This is a genomic window from Nocardia sp. JCM 38205, assembly GCF_058222935.1.
In genome coordinates, this window is the sequence record NZ_JBYHFL010000001.1 from 143648 (window position 1) to 162591 (window position 18944).

The 18944-nt window shown below is 67.0% G+C and carries 15 protein-coding genes and 1 pseudogene; 13 read left to right on the forward strand and 3 right to left on the reverse strand.

Going from position 1 to position 18944, the window contains the following annotated elements:
• The first annotated feature begins 166 nt into the window (after nucleotides 1–166).
• Nucleotides 167–1516: a TIGR01777 family oxidoreductase gene (locus AC4HOU_RS00720; protein WP_490723991.1), complete on the forward strand. Its 1350-nt coding sequence runs from the start codon at nucleotides 167–169 to the stop codon at nucleotides 1514–1516.
• A 193-nt stretch (nucleotides 1517–1709) separates the two neighbouring features.
• Here the strand turns inward: AC4HOU_RS00720 and AC4HOU_RS00725 are convergent, their stop codons facing one another.
• Entirely contained in the window at nucleotides 1710–2252 is a 543-nt protein-coding gene (locus AC4HOU_RS00725; protein WP_280469068.1) for a DUF6326 family protein, read from the reverse strand.
• Between the two features lie 123 nt (nucleotides 2253–2375).
• On the opposite strand from AC4HOU_RS00725, the gene AC4HOU_RS00730 reads away from it, so the two are divergent.
• From AC4HOU_RS00730 to AC4HOU_RS00745, 4 genes and pseudogenes are all read left to right on the forward strand, one after another.
• Nucleotides 2376–3515, forward strand: a complete 1140-nt coding sequence (locus AC4HOU_RS00730) for a sensor histidine kinase (protein ID WP_195026046.1) — start codon at nucleotides 2376–2378, stop codon at nucleotides 3513–3515.
• The gene (locus AC4HOU_RS00735) at nucleotides 3512–4168 is read left to right on the forward strand and encodes a response regulator (RefSeq protein ID WP_194986988.1); all 657 of its coding nucleotides are present in this window, start codon (nucleotides 3512–3514) and stop codon (nucleotides 4166–4168) included. Before AC4HOU_RS00730 ends, AC4HOU_RS00735 begins: the two co-directional genes overlap by 4 nt.
• Before the next feature lie 159 nt (nucleotides 4169–4327).
• Complete coding sequence (gene ppsA, locus AC4HOU_RS00740; RefSeq protein WP_195026045.1) at nucleotides 4328–6613, forward strand: phosphoenolpyruvate synthase; 2286 nt, start codon at nucleotides 4328–4330, stop codon at nucleotides 6611–6613.
• Between the two features lie 59 nt (nucleotides 6614–6672).
• Nucleotides 6673–7615, forward strand: a pseudogene (locus AC4HOU_RS00745) (1-phosphofructokinase family hexose kinase).
• Between the two features lie 15 nt (nucleotides 7616–7630).
• On the opposite strand, the gene AC4HOU_RS00750 reads toward AC4HOU_RS00745, so the two are convergent.
• A complete protein-coding gene (locus tag AC4HOU_RS00750) occupies nucleotides 7631–7930 on the reverse strand; it encodes a DUF1540 domain-containing protein (RefSeq protein WP_194987261.1) in 300 nt (99 codons plus the stop codon).
• Nucleotides 7931–8550: 620 nt separating this feature from the next.
• On the opposite strand from AC4HOU_RS00750, the gene AC4HOU_RS00755 reads away from it, so the two are divergent.
• Complete coding sequence (locus tag AC4HOU_RS00755) at nucleotides 8551–8715, forward strand: hypothetical protein (protein WP_194982204.1); 165 nt, start codon at nucleotides 8551–8553, stop codon at nucleotides 8713–8715.
• A gap of 302 nt (nucleotides 8716–9017) precedes the next feature.
• Nucleotides 9018–10013: a zinc-binding alcohol dehydrogenase family protein gene (locus AC4HOU_RS00760; protein WP_195026092.1), complete on the forward strand. Its 996-nt coding sequence runs from the start codon at nucleotides 9018–9020 to the stop codon at nucleotides 10011–10013.
• 101 nt (nucleotides 10014–10114) lie between these two features.
• Here AC4HOU_RS00760 and AC4HOU_RS00765 read toward each other — a convergent pair whose 3' ends face one another.
• Nucleotides 10115–12748 (reverse strand): cation-translocating P-type ATPase, encoded by a 2634-nt coding sequence (locus AC4HOU_RS00765; protein ID WP_324195552.1) that lies wholly within the window; start codon nucleotides 12746–12748, stop codon nucleotides 10115–10117.
• Nucleotides 12749–12924: 176 nt separating this feature from the next.
• Here AC4HOU_RS00765 and AC4HOU_RS00770 point away from each other — a divergent pair, with 176 nt between their 5' ends.
• The 6 genes from AC4HOU_RS00770 to AC4HOU_RS00795 all read left to right on the forward strand — a co-directional run bounded on the left by AC4HOU_RS00770 (nucleotide 12925) and on the right by AC4HOU_RS00795 (nucleotide 18893).
• Nucleotides 12925–13575: a response regulator gene (locus AC4HOU_RS00770; RefSeq protein ID WP_195026042.1), complete on the forward strand. Its 651-nt coding sequence runs from the start codon at nucleotides 12925–12927 to the stop codon at nucleotides 13573–13575.
• Between the two features lie 161 nt (nucleotides 13576–13736).
• Nucleotides 13737–15416: a GAF domain-containing sensor histidine kinase gene (locus AC4HOU_RS00775; RefSeq protein ID WP_490723992.1), complete on the forward strand. Its 1680-nt coding sequence runs from the start codon at nucleotides 13737–13739 to the stop codon at nucleotides 15414–15416.
• 230 nt (nucleotides 15417–15646) lie between these two features.
• On the forward strand, nucleotides 15647–17806 hold the full coding sequence (locus tag AC4HOU_RS00780) for an MMPL family transporter (RefSeq protein ID WP_195026040.1): 2160 nt from the start codon (nucleotides 15647–15649) through the stop codon (nucleotides 17804–17806).
• 72 nt (nucleotides 17807–17878) lie between these two features.
• Nucleotides 17879–18148 carry a metal-sensitive transcriptional regulator gene (locus AC4HOU_RS00785; RefSeq protein WP_036542548.1) on the forward strand — a complete coding sequence of 90 codons (270 nt, stop codon included), beginning with the start codon at nucleotides 17879–17881 and terminating at the stop codon, nucleotides 18146–18148.
• Nucleotides 18149–18186: 38 nt separating this feature from the next.
• The gene (locus AC4HOU_RS00790; protein ID WP_195026039.1) at nucleotides 18187–18432 is read left to right on the forward strand and encodes a YgaP family membrane protein; all 246 of its coding nucleotides are present in this window, start codon (nucleotides 18187–18189) and stop codon (nucleotides 18430–18432) included.
• Between the two features lie 44 nt (nucleotides 18433–18476).
• Nucleotides 18477–18893, forward strand: coding sequence for a DUF302 domain-containing protein (locus tag AC4HOU_RS00795; RefSeq protein ID WP_195026038.1), 417 nt, complete (start codon nucleotides 18477–18479; stop codon nucleotides 18891–18893).
• Nucleotides 18894–18944 lie beyond the last annotated feature (51 nt).

Sequence of the window (18944 nt, forward strand, 5' to 3'; positions counted from 1 at the left end):
CCCCGCGGGGTTGTCAGTTCTGGACATGCGAGGACTTCGATACGCGCGGACGCTCGGTTTGGTGTGAGATCGAGTTCGACCGATCGCGTCGCGTCATCCTCGGCCGCTGAGCACACGCCGGGACGACATGCCCGTCCGCCCACGAACGGCTGCGTAGATTCGACATATGAGCATCGAGAGTTCGACAGTCGTCGCAGTCCCTCGATCCGAAGTCTTCGCATGGTTCTCGCGGCCGGGCGCGTTCACCCGCCTGAGTCCCCCCTGGCAGCCGGTGTCGTTGATCGAGGAGGCCGAATCGCTCGCGAATGGACGCGCGGTGCTCGGCCTGCCCGGAGGTCTTCGCTGGATTGCCCAGCACGACGCCGACGCCTACGATCCACCGTTTCGGTTCGCAGACCATATCGTCAGGGATGGACCGGCGTCAGCACCGCTGGCTACGGCCTTGTCGTGGCATCACGTCCACGAATTCGTCGACATCGATCCCACCCACACCCGAGTGGTGGACCGGGTGCAGACTTGGCTTCCGGCCGCTGCGCTCCGCCCCATGTTCGCCTATCGCTACCGCCAGCTGGCCGATGATCTGGCCGCGCACGAGCGAGCCGCGGCGCACGGCTTCACTGCTGCCACGGTCGCGGTCACCGGCTCGTCCGGGCTGATCGGCTCGGCCCTGACCGCGTTTCTCAGCGCAGGCGGCCACCAGGTCATCCGCCTGGTGCGCGGCGAACCCAGACGACCGGACCAGCGACGGTGGAACCCTGACCAACCGGACGACGGGCTCCTGGCCGGGGTGGACGCGGTGATCCACCTGGCAGGCGAGTCGATCGCCGGACGTTTCACCGAGGACCACAAACGCAGGATCCGCGACAGCCGGGTCGACCCGACCCGCAGACTCGCCGAACTCAGCGCCCGCAGTGGTGTATCCGCGTTCATCTGCGCCTCGGCGATCGGCTTCTACGGCAGCGACGGCGGGGACGACCTGCTCTCAGAAGACGCTCCGCAGGGCACGGGCTTTCTGGCCGATGTGGTCGGTGCATGGGAGGACGCGGCCGCGACGGCCGCCACCGCGGCGACCCGCGTCGTGTCGGTCCGAACCGGCATAGTGCAGTCCCCACGAGGGGGCACCCTGCGGCTGATGCGACCGCTGTTCGCCGCGGGGCTCGGTGGACGGATCGGCGACGGGCACCAGTGGCTGTCCTGGATCGGCATCGATGATCTCGTCGATATCTACCATCGCACGCTCTGGGACAGCGATCTTCGCGGACCGGTGAACGCGGTCGCACCCGAGCCCGTCCGCAACGCCGAGTTCGCACGCATCTTGGGCCGAACAATGCGTCGACCGACCATGCTGCCGGTTCCGGCGTTCGGGCCCGAGTTGCTGCTCGGCCGCGACGGCGCGCACGAACTCGCGCTCGCGAGCCAACGGGTGACACCGCAACGCCTGCGTCGTGCCGGGCATGCTTTCCGTCATCCCGAACTCGCGGCCGCCTTGGGGCACGTGCTCGGCCGAGCGCACTGACCGGTGAGCCTGCGGGGAATCCGCCGGTTCCTCGCCACCTCGGTTCGGCGGCGAAATGCTGTGGTGTGCGCGATCAGCCGGCTCGGCACGCCGATGACACGTAGTGGCCATAGGACGCGCTGCGCGAGATCTCTGTGGCGGTCGGCGTCCGGCCCCTCCGGACGCTTCGCACCGCGGCGCCGAGGCGCACGGCTCAGGACGGGCCAAGGCCGCTTCTGGGTTCACAGTGCTGCTGGCTGCGACCGGTTTCACGGTCTGCCATGGTCGCCGAAGGTGCGGTGCGGGGCCAGGTCCAGGCGTACCGCAGGATGAGCGCGAGAAGGATCATTTCCAGGACGATGCCGAGGCCGTAGAAGTAGAGCCAGGACGCACCCACTGCGTTGAACGCCGTGACGGGAAGGTAGAGCGCAGCCACGATGAGGTTCGCGATGCGGTTCGCCCTGGCCGGCAGCGTCATCGACAGCACGACCATGAAGATCGGGACGGCCATGAGGGTCAGCGCCGTGGTCGAAAAGGCCTGGGAGAGAGCGAACTCGAAGACCCTGCCGTCGAGGATGTCCTCGACGACGCCGGGCGTGAAGAAGTTGAGAATGTCCACATAGGCGTACAGGAACATGAAGCTCGTCCACGCTGCGGCGAGCTTGACTCGCACCGGGATCGGCGGGTCTTCCAGTGTGGTGGCGCGTTGAGGTGTTCTCATCATGGGCTCCGTTGTGGTGCGGATCGGTAGGTCCACGATCGCTGATCCCCACGGCGGGCGCGTCGGCCCGCAGGCCGGAGTTCACCCGGCCGATGACATGATCTCACTCTCGTACTTTCGGCGGGTACGCCACGGCGCGTCGATCCCTAGGATGAAGCCGTGGTCACTGTCCGGCGCTCGATCTGGCATGAGCCGCGGCCTGCTGACACCCCGCCGATCGGTCGTCTCGACTGGCTGCTGGTGGGCGTGTTCGCGACCGCGGCCCTGGTCGAAAGCATCGTTGCGCCGGGAACGGCCTGGCGCCCCTTGGTGGCGGTGTTCGCCCTCGCGCTGATTCCAGCGCTGCTCTGGCGACGGAGCCGCCCCCTGATGGCCACCCTCGCCGGGTGGGGCGTCGCCGGGCTGCTCTCGATCCTCCAGCTGGCAACGCACGCCGAGGAACTCGGCCTTCACTCCTTGTTGGCCGTCCTGATCCTGCTCTACTCCCTCGTGCGGTGGGGCTCGGGACGGGAGATGGTCTTGGGGACGGCGTTCGTGACAGTCGTGGTCGCGCTGGGGATGTACGCCTCCTCCGCGGGCTGGGCCGACGTTTTCGGCGGCACCGTCCTGGTGCTGTTGATCGTCGCCCTCGCGACCGTGTTCCGATACCGCGCGGACCTCTGGTATCGCCAACAGCGCGAGATCCGCAATCAGGAGAGAGCGGCACTGGCGCGCGAACTGCACGACATCGTGGCCCACCACGTATCGGCCATCGCGGTACAGGCGCAGGCCGGTGGCGTGCTCGCCGCCATTCAGCCCGAGAAGGCCGCCGAGGTCCTGGCCGCGATAGAGGCCGAAGCGTCGCACACCCTGGCAGAGATGAGATCAATGGTTCGAGTGCTGCGTGAACAGGGACCCGTCTCCTACTCAGTACAGCCGGGTGTCGCGGACCTGCCCGCCCTGGCACGTGCCGACGCGACGCCCACTGTCGAGATCTCGCTGGACGCTTCATTGACCCGGCTGCCGGGACCCGTGGACATCGCGCTTTACCGGCTCGCGCAGGAGTCACTGACCAATGCCCTACGGCATGCCCGGAGCGCGACCCGCGTCGGGATCGAGGTACGCCGTGAGGGCGACGCCGTGAGGCTGCGTGTCAGCGACGATGGGCGGACTGACCCGGGGCCGGTCCCGGGTCCCGGTTTCGGCCTATTGGGCATGGCCGAACGCGCCCAACTCCTCGGCGGATCGCTGTCCGCGGGGCCGGGGCCCGAGGGCGGCTGGGTGGTCGAGGCGGTGCTGCCGGCGGAGGCGCTGGCATGAGCATCCGTGTCGTCGTAGCCGACGACCAGGACCTGGTCCGGACCGGGCTGGTGATGATCCTCGGCGCGCAACCCGGCCTCGAGGTCGTGGGGGAAGCGGCAGACGGGTTCTCAGCGCTGGACCTGGCGGCCCGACTGCTTCCCGATGTGCTCCTCGTCGACATCCGGATGCCCGGGCTCGACGGCATCGAGGTGACGCGGCGCCTGGCCGGGCCCGATGTAAGAAGCCCGATGGCGGTCGTCGTGATCACCACCTTCGACCTCGATGAGTACGTCCTCGGCGCGCTACGCGCCGGCGCCCGCGGCTTCCTGCTCAAAGACGCCGGGCCGGAGCTGCTCGTACAGGCCATCCACGCTGCGGCCAACGGAGACGCGCTGATCGCCCCCAACATCACCCGCCGGCTGCTGGCGACCTTCGCCGGCCAGGCGCCGGTGGCGCCGGTCCAGCCCATCGACCCGCTCACCAGCCGCGAGGAGGAGGTGCTCGCGCTGGTGGCCCGGGGCCGGACCAACGCCGAGATCGCCACCGAGCTCTTCGTCGGCCTGAGCACGGTCAAGACCCATGTCGCCGCATTGATGACCAAACTCGGCGCCCGTAACCGCGTCGAGGTCGCGATGTGGGCATACGACACCAGACGCGTCAGAGCCGACTAGTTGGGGGTACCGGCGTCGGCCAGGCGCTGGTCCGGCACAGAGGCCAAAGGTCCCCTGCCCATAGGCATCACGACCCTGACCGTAGCTCCCGCCTCGAGACAGGCTGAGAGCGGTAGACGCATTGCACACTTTCAGGATCAACGATGATCGGAGCCGAAGATGGGCGACTATGTAGCCACCTTCGCCGAGCTACGCCTCACCGACGCCGACCAGGCCGGGGGCAAGGGCGCCAACCTGGGCGAGCTGGTCGCGGCGCGACTACCCGTACCGCCGGGATTCGTCATCCTGCGCAGCTGCTACGAGCACCTCGTGCTGGCCGGCGACACCGGCACGGAACTGGAGCGGCTGCACGCTCAGGCCCTCGATACCACCGGTAAGACCGTGCAGCAGCTGTGCACCCGGATGCGCGAGCTCGTACAGCACGCCGACGTCGACGATGCCGCCCGCCAAGCCATCCTCGCCGCGTATCACAGCCTCGGCGACCGAGTCTCCGTCGCCGTACGGTCCTCCGCGGTCGGTGAGGACAGCGCGACATCGTCGTTCGCCGGAATGAACCTCTCGCGCACCAATATCCGCGGCGACGACGAACTCATCGCCGCCGTCACCGAATGCTGGGCATCGCTGTTCACCCCGCGCGTTGTCACCTACCGTGCCCGGCGCGGCATGCGCCAGACACCAGCGATGGCCGTGGTCGTGCAGCGGATGGTCGCGGCCGACCGAGCCGGTGTGGCGTTCACCGCCGACCCGTCCACCGGACGCCGGGACCGGATCGTCATCGACGCCGCACGGGGCCAGGGTGAGGTAGTCGTTTCCGGAGCTGTCGAGCCCGACACCTACATCCTCGACGCACACGGCCCGATCCTTCTCGAAACCCGCACCGGCAAACAGGATTACGCCATCGTCGCCGGACCCGACGGCGACAGGCACGTAGCCATCGACGCCGCCCAAGCAGCTGTACCGGTCCTCACCGAGCAGCAGGCGGTGGCCATCGCTCGGCTCGCCACCGCCGTGCAAGACCACTACCGCGGCACGCCGCAAGACATCGAATGGGCCATCGACGGTGAGGCGCTCTGGCTCGTGCAGGCTCGACCGATCACGATGCTTCCCGATGACCCGAGCCCGGCCACACCCGCCCCGCGCAGCGACTCTGCCGTCATCGTCCGCGGGCTCGCCGCGGCGCCGGGTGCCGCCGAAGGCACCGTGCGAATCCTCAGCTCGCCCGAGCAAGGTGATGCGCTGAAAGCCGGTGAAGTCCTCGTCGCACCGATGACCAGCCCGGATTGGCTGCCCACCATCGCACGCAGCGCTGCGGTCGTCACCGACAGCGGTGGCATGACCTGCCACGCCGCCATTGTGGCCCGCGAACTCGGCGTGCCTTGTGTCGTAGGTACCCGCACCGCCACCAAGACCCTCGCCGACGGCACTCTGGTCACCGTCGACGGATCCGCGGGCGAAGTCCGCGCCGGACACGCCGCGACCCCCGTGACCGCGACTGCTGTTGCGGCCCCGGCCCAGGCGGTCCCCGCAGGCAGCCCGACCGCGACCAAGATCTATGTGAACCTCGCGCTTCCCGACGCCGCCGAGCGAGTCGCCGGCACCGATGTGGACGGCGTCGGCCTGCTACGAGCGGAAACACTGCTGTCTCAGGCACTCGGAGGGCGACACCCACGCGAACTCATCGCCCGCGGTGAACAAGCCACGTTCATCGAGCAGATGTCGCATTCCCTGCATCGCATCACCGCGGCGTTCCATCCACGACCGGTCATCTACCGAGCCACCGATCTACGTAGCAACGAATTCCGCGCCCTCGACGGTGGCGCACGGTACGAGCCGGTCGAGCAGAACCCGATGATCGGCTACCGCGGCTGCTATCGCTACATCCGTGACCCCGAGGTCTTCGCCCTCGAGCTGGCCGCGATCGCCCGGGTCCGCGAAGCCACAACCAACCTGCACCTGATGATTCCGTTCGTCCGCACCCGATGGGAGCTGGAAGCCTGCCTGGAACTGGTCGACGCGAGCCCACTCGGCAAGCATCGCGGCCTGCACCGGTGGGTGATGGCGGAAGTGCCGTCCGTGGTGCACTGGCTGCCCGAATACGTAGGGCTCGGCATCGACGGGGTATCCATCGGAAGCAACGACCTCACGCAATTGATGCTGGGCGTCGATCGCGATTCCGAGCAGTGCGCGGAACTGTTCGACGAATCCGACCCCGCTGTGCTGGAAGCGATCTCGACAATCGTCGGTACGGCACGGCGGCTGGGCATCACCTCGTCGCTGTGCGGTCAGGCACCGTCGAACCGTCCCGAGTTCGCCGAGCATCTCGTGCGTCTCGGCATCACCTCGATATCGGTGACGCCCGATGCCGCGCCCGCTGCCCGTCGCACAGTCGCGGCCGCCGAACAACGCCTCGTCCTCGACCACATGCTGCGCCAGACAGCCGGTTGAGATCCATGGTGCGCAACGACATCGTCACTGTCACCCTCAACCCGACCGTGGATCTGTCGATGGAGGTGGACGCGCTCACCGCCGAGGGTAAGAACCGCGCCCGCATGAACTCTGTGCGCGCAGGAGGTGGCGGGATCAACGTCGCCCGATGTATCGCCCGGCTCGGCGGCTGCGCGACCGCGATCCACACCACCGGTCGAGAGACCGGTCGCCGCCTCGATCGGCTCCTCGACGCCGAAGGTCTTCGGCACGTGGGGATAGGAATCGACTCCGACACACGAGAAGCGTTCGTCATTGCCGATGTCTCGTCGGGCAGCAGCTATCACGTTGTGCCGCCGGGACCTCGGCTGACTACGAGCGAGGAGTCACTTCTCATCAACTCGATAAGGACAGCGTCCGCAGAAGCCGGCTTCCTTGTCGTATCCGGCAGTGCCACATCGGAGTTGCGCGACGACTTCAGCGCACAACTCGTCCGGGAAGCCCCTTCGAGCACCGAGGTGATTCTCGATATCGCCGGCGACCAACTGCGGGCGGCCCTCACCGAGCACAGCTTCCTCATCCGCCTCGATCGCCAGCAGGGTGCCGCGCTCCTGGGCCGGCAGATCACGAGCCACGCGGACGCGCGCGGTGAACGACCTGCTCCTCGCTGGCCGATCCTGCGACCATGCCGTGACCACAGTGGGCGCGCTCGGCGCCGTCCACTCCGATCACCGTGCACACTACGAGATCTCGGCGCCGCCCCTGCCGCATCCCTTCCGAAGTGATGCCTGCGCGGGCGACTGCTTGGTGGCCGCCATCACGTATCACCTTACCTCGGGCAGGGAACCACTACGCGCATGCGAATTCGGGGTGGCTGCGGCAGCCGCCACCGTGCAGTTACCGGGAACGGACGTTTTCGATCGTGCCGGCATGGCAGCCCTGGTCCGGCGGGTCCGCAGTCGGCGCATCAGCCGAAACGCCTCGTTCGCGGCCGCCCCCGGTGAGCCGGCATCGGCTGAGTAGCCATCGGCCTGACAGTCAGCGGGAACGGTACGTCAGGCAGCGCGCGGCATGCTCACCGGCACCCGGACCGACGCGGATCTCGGATGCGGTGCACTCGAGGTCGCGATTGTGTACGCAATCCGCGCGCTGACACGCCCCGACCATGCTGGTAACCGTGTCCAGTCCACCTTTCATCGTCAACGGGATGAAGGTCTCGCAGTCGGCGCTGCCGTTATGGCCGGCGACATTGATCGCGTAGGCGTGGCACCCGTCGTGGTTATAGGAGCAGTTGCTGACCGTGCATTCGGTGACGTGCGGCATTTCCATCGTCGTCATGTTCAACCCTCCGCCATCTCGGTGGGAACACTTCGGCCGACCTCACTCTATGACTGCGCACTCCGGAAGAAAAGGCAGCTCAGGCTATCCTCACGGCCATGGCGCGCATTGTCACATCGTTTCAACGCCCGCCAGCCGCAATATCCCTGCCCGCCGCAACTGGACGATCTAATCGGTCACTTTCACTTTGACGACCTTGGGCTTTTCCTTCGGTTCACCCATCGGCACCGATACGGACAGGATGCCTTTGGCGTCGCCACCCTTCGGACCTCGGGCCGGGAATCAAGGATGAAAGTCCTATGCTTCTGCCACGTTATTGTCGCCCTCCAGCGCTCGCCCAGCTCGCAATTGGTCGACACGACTGATCGTCGGAGCCCATGACTGCGAGCAGACCAGCAGCATGGCCACCGGACCCCGAGATGCTGCCGTTCCCGGTGGGGAACCTCCCACTACGTTGAGGACTTCGGACCCCGGTGTGAGTCGTCGAGGAAGTCGCACTCCAGCCGAAGGACCATCGACCCGCCTCTCGCCCACTTAGGACCCTTGAGACTGCCCTGAGAACAACTCACTCTTGGTAGAGCACCTCGCTCGACACCCGATGGACACCCGAGGAGGACCCGATGCCCTATCCTGTCGATCCCTTCGCGCCGGCCGTCCACAAAGCTCATTCCGGACTCGAGCAACTGCCGATAGAACCGGACGACGGTTTGCGAATGGCGTCGGCTGCGCAGCGAGCCCACAAGGTCCTGCTCGGCGCACGCCTCGCCCGGGCCGATGAGCGCTGACGTGCTCCGCGCAACGATCCCAGTCGGAACTGTCTCCGATATCCGGCTCGGTGCCCGCGTCGTATTCCGGGCCGATCTGGATGACATCGCCGTCGTCGATTCGCGAGGCCGAGCCATCGGCCCGTTGACGGCCACGGACCGCAGCCGGATTGCAGCCGATCGACCTGGAGGTGACCGAAACACCACGCGCGAGCCGACAAGCCGTGGGAGCGCCGCGTGCACTCCCGGAAGCTACTCGTCAGGGCAGTAGGGCCCGCGCTATCACGCGATACCAGGAGGCAGACATGGTGGCGCAGAAGACCATGCACACGTGGCGGGTCGACGAACCGGCGCCGATCGACTCCGGCCCGCTGCGCAGACACGAATCGCCCGTCCCGGCTCCCCACACGGGGGACCTCCTGGTTCGGGTACTGGCGTGCGGGGTGTGCCGCACGGATCTGCACGTCGTCGAAGGCGATCTCGACGTACACCGGCGCAGCGTCATCCCTGGGCACGAAGTGGTCGGCGAAGTGGTGCGGACCTCCGGTGCTTCCCGCTTCGCCGTTGGTGACCGAGTCGGTATCCCCTGGTTGCGACACACCTGCGGCGCGTGCCGGTACTGCCTGCGCGGCGCAGAGAACCTGTGTCCCCATTCCCGTTACACCGGGTGGGACGACGACGGCGGATACGCCGAATACGCTACTGTCCCCACGGATTTCGCCCTCGCACTACCCGCTGGCTACCCGGATGCGGAGCTGGCACCACTGTTGTGCGCGGGCATCATCGGCTACCACGCCCTGCTGCGTGCGCAATTGCCGGCGGGCGGTGTTCTGGGCATCTACGGTTTCGGCGGAAGCGCCCACCTGACCGCCCAGGTCGCGATCGCGAGTGGCGCACGCGTACATGTGATGACACGGGGCGAGGCCGCTCGTGAGCTCGCCACGACGCTCGGAGCCGCATCGGTACAGGGCCAGGCCGACGCACCTCCAGAACCCCTGGACTCGGCGATCCTGTTCGCCCCCGCCGGCGAGCTGGTGCCGCCCGCACTCGAGGCGTTGGACAGCGGAGGTACCCTCGCCCTCGCCGGAATCCACATGTCCGACGTCCCGCCTTTGAACTACCAACGCCACCTTTTCCGCGAGCGCCAGTTGCGCAGTGTCACTTCGAACACCCGGGCCCAGGCCAGGGAGTTCCTCGCCTTCGCCGGCCGGCACCGCCTGCAGGTGTCGACCCATCACTACCCACTCGACCACGCCGACCGAGCGCTCTCCGATCTCGCCCACGGCCGCTTCGACGGTGCCGCGGTGCTGGTTGCCTGAGTTCGGAAAGCTTCTCCGGCGCGGCACCTGGACCGGACCCCTTCGCCTTCGCGATTCCCGCGCGCCGACCTCCCGGACAGCCAGTCCGGCGTTTACGTCGGTCATCGGCCGAGCGGCGGCGACGGCACTACAGCGGCTCGAGCCGCTCGGCTCGGGTGGATGATGCGATCGAGCCGTACTGCGGCATAGCCGAGGGTCGACACTGCGCTGACGATCAGCAATTCGAAAGCGCCGAGCGGCTCGGTACCGAGCAGTTCACCCAACGGCGGCAGATACAGCCCGGCCAGTTGCAGGGTGAGGGCCGCGCCGACCGCGACCAGCAGCATCGGGTTCGCCATGGAGCCTGGGCGGGTCCGGGAACCTAGGGCCGCACCCAGTTGCGCTGCGCCCAGAGCGAAGAACGCCATGCTCTGCCACGGGCGGTCGGTGTGATAACCCCAGAGCGCCACGCCGAGGGTGACCGCGGTCAGCACACAAGCGATCCTGGGTACCCGCTGCCACAGACCCGCGCCGAGAATGCTCTGGGTGGGTGGACGTGGTGGGCGGTCCATGGCTTTCGGGTCGGCGGGCTCGCCCCCGAGGGCAACACCGGGAAGACCGTGAGTGAGCAGGTTGATCCACAGGATCTGCGCCGGTAGAAGCGGCAGAGCCAATCCGAAGAACGGGCCTGCCAGCATGACGGCGATCTCGGCGGCACCGCCCGAGAGTCCGTAGACGAGGAAGCGGCGGATGTTCGCATAAACCCGCCTGCCTTCTTCGACCGCGACCACCACTGTGTTCAGATCGTCGTCGGCGAGGACGACATCGGCGGCCTGCCTGGCAACTTCGGTGCCGCGCCCACCCATGGCCACGCCGATATCGGCACGCCGCAAGGCAGGGCCGTCGTTGACCCCATCGCCGTTCATCGCCACAACCTCGCCATTGCCGCGCAGCGCTGCGATGATGTCGAGTTTCTGGCCGGGCGTCGCCCGGGCGAAAACCGTCCCGGTCGTCAGATCGTTGTGCGACATCTGCCGGCAATCGATGATGCGTTCGGATGCTCCGATGATGCCGAGGTCCGCCGCGATCGCGTGGGCGGTGCCGGGGTGATCGCCGGTGATCACGATCGGGCGGATTCCGGCGCGCCGGCATGCGCGGATCGTCGCGGCCGCGGCGCTGCGGGGCGGATCGACTATCGCCACCAGCCCCAGTAACCGCAGTCCGCTTTCGAAGTCGTCATCCGTCACCGGGACTTCGCTGCGCTCTGCCGCGGCCACGGCAAGCACTCGATAGCCGTCCGCCGCCAAACAATTCGCCCAGGCGGCGGCGCGGTCCAGTACCTGCGGATCATCGAGTAGAACCGAACGGCTCAGCACGACTTCCGGAGCGCCCTTGCATATCACCTTGTGGTGGCCGTCAGGGGTCTGGTGCACCGTCGACATCCGCATGCGGTCGCTGTCGAATGGCCGCTCGGCGATGCGCGGGAACTGCTCATCCAGGCCCGTCCGGTCGAGGCCCAGCCGGGCCGCCGCGGCCAGGAGCGCCGCCTCGGTCGGATCGCCGAGGGCAGTCCATCCGCGGCCCTCGGCGTCTGGAGCCCGTAGGCGGGCGTCGTTGCACAGCGCGGCCGCCGACAGCAGTTCCGTCACATCATCGGGGCCGGAACGGCCGAGCGCTTCTCCACCTGCGGTGATCGCGCCGTCCGGCGCATATCCGGATCCGCTGATGTCGGCTTCGCTGCGCGGGGTCCACAGCTTCCGAGCGACCATGCGGCCCTCCGTCAGCGTCCCCGTCTTGTCGGTAGCCAGGACGGTGACCGACCCCAACGTCTCCACAGCGGGCAATCTGCGGATGAGTGCACGTCGCGCCGCCATATGGCGGGCACCCATGGCCAATGCCAGCGTCACCACCGCCGGTAGTGATTCCGGGACAGCAGCAACGGCGAGGCTGATCGCTGTCACGACCATCAGCTCCACCGGCTCGCCCCGCACCAGGCCCAGCATCAGGACGATCACGCACAGGACGATCGTCACCACTGCGAGCAGCCGCCCGACGTCCAGCAGCCGCTTCTGCAAGGGCGTCGGTCCGGAGCCCTTGCCCATCAGGTGGGCGATGCGTCCGGTCGCGCTCTGCGCCCCGACCGACGTCACCACCGCCCGGCCCCGACCGCGAACCACAATCGTCCCCGCCGATACCCGATCGCCCGTTCTCTTGTCGACCGGGATCGATTCCCCGGTCAAAGCGGACTCGTCGACCGTCATAGCCGCCGCTTCCACCACGTTCGCGTCCGCCGGCACGATGTCGCCCTCCGCCAGTACCAGCAGATCGCCGAGCACAACGTCGGCAGCCGGGATTTCGCGCTGGTCACCATCGCGAATGACACGGGCACACGGGGCAGTCAACTCGGAGAGTGCGGTGATGGCACGATCCGCGCGGAGTTCTTGGCCGACGCCCACCACCGTGTTCGCCACGATGACCAGCAATATGACCGACATGTCGGTCCAGTCGCCGATGACCGCGGTCAGTGCCGTCGCCGCCAGCAACACCACGATCAACGGGTCACGCAGCTGTCGCGCGACGCGCTGCCACAACCGGGTTGGCGGCGGCTGCGGAACGGCGTTGGGGCCGTGGCGTGCGAGCCGCGCCGCGGCTTGCGATGAGGTCAGACCGCTGTCGAACGACAGCGCCGGAGGCCGCTGCGCCGTGCACTTTCCGCTGCCCGGCAACGCGCGCGACCGGGTTTCCGGCACATCCACCCGTGCACCTCCGATCCCGCCCGAGCCGTTGTGGTCGAGTCCAGCAGCTCGCGCGCCTCGGTGGACAGGGACCAAAGTCCTCATCCATGGAGACCACCGGCAGCTGGAAGGCGATCGGCCGCCTGACACCTGCGGCCTGTTCGTATGCTGGAACCACCGGTGAAAGGAGTCGGCCGATGGTTCGAGTGTTCCTTGTCGATGACCATGAGATCGTGCGGCGCGGGGTGGGTGATCTGATCAGCGCAGAGCCGGACCTCGAGGTGGTGGGCGAGGCAGGAACGGTCGCCCATGCCCTCGCCCGGATCCCCGCGACCAGGCCGGAGGTGGTCGTACTCGACGTCAGATTGCCTGACGGCAACGGCATCGAGTTGTGCCGCGAGCTGCTGACTCGCGACGACAGCCTGCGTTGCCTCATCCTGACCTCGTTCACCGACGAGCAGGCCATGCTCGACGCGATTCTCGCCGGAGCAAGTGGGTATGTCGTCAAAGACATCGGTACCACCGATCTCGTCGATGCGGTCCGCGCTGTGGGCGCGGGTAAGTCGCTGCTCGACAACCGTGCGGCCGCGGCTCTGATGGCGAAGATCCGTACCGAAGCCGAAGAGCAGAAAGGCCCGCTCGCCGGACTGACCGAGCAGGAAAGGAAGCTTTTGGCCTTGCTGGGAGAAGGTCTGACCAACCGGCAGATCGCCGCACGGATGTTCCTGGCCGAGAAAACAGTGAAGAACTACGTATCCCGGCTATTGACCAAACTCGGTGTCGAGCGCCGTACGCAGGCCGCGGTGTTGGCGTCCAAACTGGATCCGACGCGTAAGGATTTGTCCTGAGTGGCCACAGCGGTGCCCACCCCGAGCATGACCCGGCGCGGGCGAATTCCGAATGCCAGAATGCTGGTGTGCACATACCGTCATCGGGCGGCGGCCGCGACAGCAGACCGCCGGTAGTCGAGACGCTGGCTCAGTCGCGCCTTCGGGAACTGCTCGATCAGGTGCAGGACCGCATCTCCGAGTTCATCGGCGTCCGCGACCAGATGGATCGCCTGATCGAGGCCATGCTGGTCATTACCACCGGGCTGGATCTGGATAATACGTTGCGGGCGATCGTTCATACCGCAATCGAACTCGTGGACGCTCACTACGGCGCTCTGGGCGTCCGCGAGGCCGACAAGAGCTCCACGAAGCTCGCCGAATTCGTCTATGAAGGCATCGACGACCGGACCCGAGTCCTCATCGGTGACCTACCCGAGGGCCATGGGGTGCTCGGCCTGCTCTTCGAGCAGCCCAAGCCGATCCGGCTCACCAATCTGTCCGAACATCCGTCGTCGGTGGGCTTTCCCCCGCACCATCCGCCGATGCGGACCTTCCTCGGCGTTCCTGTCCAGGTCCGCGACGAGATCTTCGGCAACCTCTATCTGACCGAGAAGGCCAACGGCCAAGAGTTCACCGAGGACGACGAGGTCGTGGTCCAGGCTCTCGCCGCCGCAGCGGGCACCGCCATCGCCAACGCGCGGCTCTACGAGGAGTCGCAGGTGCGGCAGCAGTGGCTGGAGGCTACCCAAGATGTCGCTACCGCGGTGCTCGCCGGTGGAGCGCCGCCGGATGTTCGCCAGCTGATCACCGAGCGCGCTCTAGCGCTGACCAAGTCCGCCTCGGCCTACCTGGCTTTGCCAGAGGACCCCGACCTGCCCAGCGAGGAGGTCACCGAGCTGACGATCGCGGCGGCGGCCGGTGCCGACGCCGATGCCCTTGTCGGCCGGAAGATCCCTGTTCGCTGGTCGCCGACCGGGCTGGCGTTTCGGCCCGTGACGGGGGGGCCGGCACCAACAGTCGATGACCCCTCGGCGATCGAGTCGCTCACCGCCGAGGGCTCGACCGAAACGTCACAGTTGCGGGCAGGCCAGTCCGTCATCGGAGTGTTGAGCACGGTACGTCCAGCCGGCACGGTGGTCCTCGATTCGACCGGGCGGAAGATGATGACCGCCTTCGCCGATCAGGCGGCGCTGGCGCTGCAGCTGGCAGAGAGCCAACGCAGGATGCGCGAGCTCGATGTGGTATCCGAGCGCGATCGGATCGCACGCGATCTCCACGACCATGTCATCCAGCGTCTGTTCGCCGTCGGCCTGTCCTTGCAGGGGACAGTTCAACGCGCGCGTACGCCTGAGGTCAAGGCCCGCCTCGTCGACACCATCAACGACGTGCAGGCGATCGTGCAAGATATCCGGCACTCGATCTTCGACCTGCACTCGAGCTCGACCGCCGAGACACCGGTCCTGCGTAAACGGCTGCATGCCGTCGTTGCCGAGATGACCGCCGAAGCAGACCTCCGGACGACGATCAGGCTGTCCGGCCCGGTGTCGGTGCTGAGTCCTGCGATGTTCGATGATGTCGAGGCCGTTTTGCGGGAAGCTGTCAGCAATGTGGTGCGGCATGCGCATGCCAGCGCGGTCTCGATCAGACTCACGATAGGTGACGACGTCGTGCTCGAGGTCACTGACAACGGCGTCGGTATCCCGGAAGACCCCGAGCGGCGCAGCGGTCTGGCGAATATGGCCGCGCGAACCCAGCAGGCCGGCGGATCCTTCAGCGTGGCGCCCAATCCGACCGGCGGCACGATCCTTCGCTGGTCTGTGCCGATGCCTCAGGTCCCGTCCACTCGTACTCCGCGGTAGCGAACATTCCCAGCTGATTCCGGCGGGCTCGCCGAGCCGACGGCGCGATCTGGTCCGGCGTGATTCTCAGGGATTGCGGGCCGCCCGACCGGCGGCATCTTCGACGACATCGGTGCTGCCTCATGATCGCAAGCACCCCTCTCCCGGCAAACGTTCACGCTCCCGAATACCCCGTGGGGTATAGTCGGCAAGAGTGATACATACCCCCAGGGGTATTGAAGGAGGGTCAGATGGTCGAGACGACAACCGCTGGGACGGCCGCCGTTGCCCAGCGCCCGCACACAGGTCCAGGATTGCTCGGCCGGTGGGGCGCGTTCATGGCCGCGCACACCAAGGCAGTGGTCGGGGTGTGGCTTCTGGCGCTGATCACGCTGGGTGCCGCCGCGCCGAGCGTATTCACCTCACTGGCAGGGGCGGGGTGGCAGGCCAACGGCTCGGAATCGGTGCAGGTGCGCGAGCTCGCCCAGCAGCACTTCGGCGGAAACTCCTCTGCCGCAGTACAGGTGGTGGTCCACTCCGACACCTCGACTGTCACCGATCCGGCGATGGCGCGGGTGATCGACGAGGTCGGCGCGGTATTCGCCGGCGATGAACGGATCGGGCAGGTGATCACGCCGCAGCCGGGGTTCACGGTCAGTCCCGACCAGCACACCGGCATCGTGATCGCGGGCGCGAACGCCTCCACCGATGACATGGTGAAGGCCGTGGACGAGCACAAGGATGCGTTGACCGCGCTGTCCAGAGACGGAATCGAGGTGTATCCGACCGGCGCCTCCGCGCTGTGGAGCGATTTCAATGCCGCCAATCACGACGCGATGATCAAGGCCGAGATGTTCTCCTGGCCGGTCACGTTGGCGATCATGGTGTTGGCGTTCGGCTCGCTGGTCGCGGCCGGGCTGCCGTTGCTGTTGACCCTGGCCGGGCTGGTGGCCTCGGCCGGTGGACTGGTGCTGTTGAACCAGATCACCCCGATTTCGGTGTGGGCGATGAACTTCGCGATGATGTTCGCTCTCGCACTCGGTATCGACTACGCGCTGTTTCTGGTGGCTCGTTTTCGCGACGCGTTGACCCGCGCGGGCAATTCCCGCGCCGCGGTCGCCGAGACCATGGACACCGCGGGCAAGGCGGTGCTGCTGTCCGGGCTGACTGTGCTGGTGAGTCTCTCAGCGGTGCTGATCGTTCCCGCGCCGGCGGTTCGCACCATGGCAGTGGGCATCATGCTGGCCGTGCTGTTTGTGCTGGCTGCGACGCTGACCCTGCTGCCGGCGGTTTTGGGCGCACTGGGCGGCAGGGTCGATGCCGCGGCAGTGCCGTTTGCGCGCCGCCAGCAGCACCGGTCACCGCTGTTCGCACGCTGGGGCCAGATCCTGCACGACCACCCGTGGCCCTTCGCAATCGCGGCCTTGGCCGTTCTGATCGGCCTGGCCGTTCCGGTGTTCGGGCTGAAGACCGCGATGCCCTCGATTCAGGTCGTGCCCGCCGAAGCGCCTGTGCGCCAAGGATATGAGCTCATCCAGCAGCAGATGGGCCACGGCGCGCCGGGCATGCTGTCGATCATCACACCCGCCGCGCAGGCACCTGCCACCGCGGATGCCGCACGCGCCACCGATGGCATTGCCATGATCACCCCGCCCCTGCCCGCCGCCGACGGCAGCGACCTGGTGATGATGCAGGCGATGCCGTCAGTCGATCCGTCGTCACCACAGATGGCGGCGATACTGAACCAGCTGCGCACGGATCTTCCCGGCGGCGCTCTCGTAGGAGGGGCAGCCGCGGAAAACCTCGACCTGCAACAAACACTCGACGACTATCTGCCTCTCGTGGTGTCGATCATCCTTGTGCTGGGGTTCGCGCTGCTACTGATCGCGCTGCAAGCCCCGGCGATCGCAGCCATCGGCACTATCGTGAGCCTGTTGTCGACCGCAGCGGCCTTCGGCGTAGCCAAGCTGATCTTCCAAGACGGTCACGGCGCAGGATTGCTCGGTTTCTCCCCGCAAGGCTTCCTCGACGGCTGGGGCCCGGTGTTCTTCTTCGCGATGATCTTCGCCATCGCCATGGACTACACGGTGTTCCTCCTGGCCACCGCGAAGGAACACTACGAGCGCACCGGTGAGCCGCACTCCGCGCATGTGGACGGGCTGGCCCATTCGGGGCGGGTCATCTTCGCCGCCGCGGCGGTGATGGTGGCAGTGTTCTTCACCTTCGCCCTGGCCGACCCGCTGCCACCGAAGGAGATGGGCATCATCCTCGGAGTCGCGGTACTGCTCGACGCGCTGCTGGTGCGGCTGATATTGCTGCCGGTCATCTTGCGGCTGACCGGCAGAGCAGCGTGGTGGAGCCCGGCGTGGCTGACCCGCGTGCTGCCGAACATCAGCTTCGCCCACCACTGACGCCGACGGCGAACCTCTTGGATATACCCCGCGGGGTATCGTGGAAGAGATTCGAGAGAATGGAGAAACACGATGGTCGGCGACGAGACCAGCATCGCACCAGTACTCAACCGGCTACGCCGGGCCCACGGCCAGCTCGCGGGCGTCATCGCCATGATCGAGCAGGGTCGCGACTGCAAAGACGTGGTCACACAGCTCGCAGCGGTCTCACGCGCCCTCGACCGGGCCGGATTCAAGATCGTCGCCACCGGACTGCGCGAATGCCTGGACGGCAAAGCAGCCGAAGGCAGTGAGCCGATGACCGTCGAAGAGCTGGAAAAACTCTTCCTCGCACTGGCTTGACCCCGGCCGGACCGATCACCGACAAGGAGCTCGACGCAATGGCACTCCCCCTGCGCACACAACTATGGACCATCGAGCGAATGGTGCCGTTACTGGCCGGAAACCTGATCTTGATCAGCACCGCGCTCGCGGCAGCGCTGTCGCCGTGGTGGCTGTTGGTCACCGTCATGGTCGGGGCGAATCTGGTTCTCTACAGTGCGGTCGGCTGGTGCCCGGCCACCCTGCTCATGGCCCGGCTCGGCCTACCGGCCGGCACCGCGACCTGCGCGGCCCGAGTCGACTGAATCCACTCACCCGAGATCCGATATCCAAGAAAGGAAGTCTGCTCATGACCACCGAAACCGGCCTCGGTTTGTCCGCGACTGTCACCACCAGCTTCGACGACGCCGTGGCGCGTACGCGCACCGCGCTCGCCGAACAGGGCTTCGGGATCCTCACCGAAATAGACATGCGCGCAACCCTGAAAGCCAAACTCGGCCACGATATGGAGGACTACCTCATCCTCGGAGCCTGCAACCCGCCACTGGCCCACCGCGCGGTCGAGATCGACCGGCAGATCGGGCTGCTGCTCCCGTGCAATGTCGTCGTGCGCCGCTCTCGCGACAACGACGACGAGGTCATCGTCGAGGCAATGAACCCACAACTGATGGTGCAGGTCACCGACGAACCCGCGCTGTCACCCGTCGCCGCCGACGCCGCCACCCGACTGCGCGCCGCTATCGACTCACTGCAACAGACCCGCTGACCGCATGCGATCGCCGCGCCTGGATCCGATACCTCCGATCGCGGCGTTCTG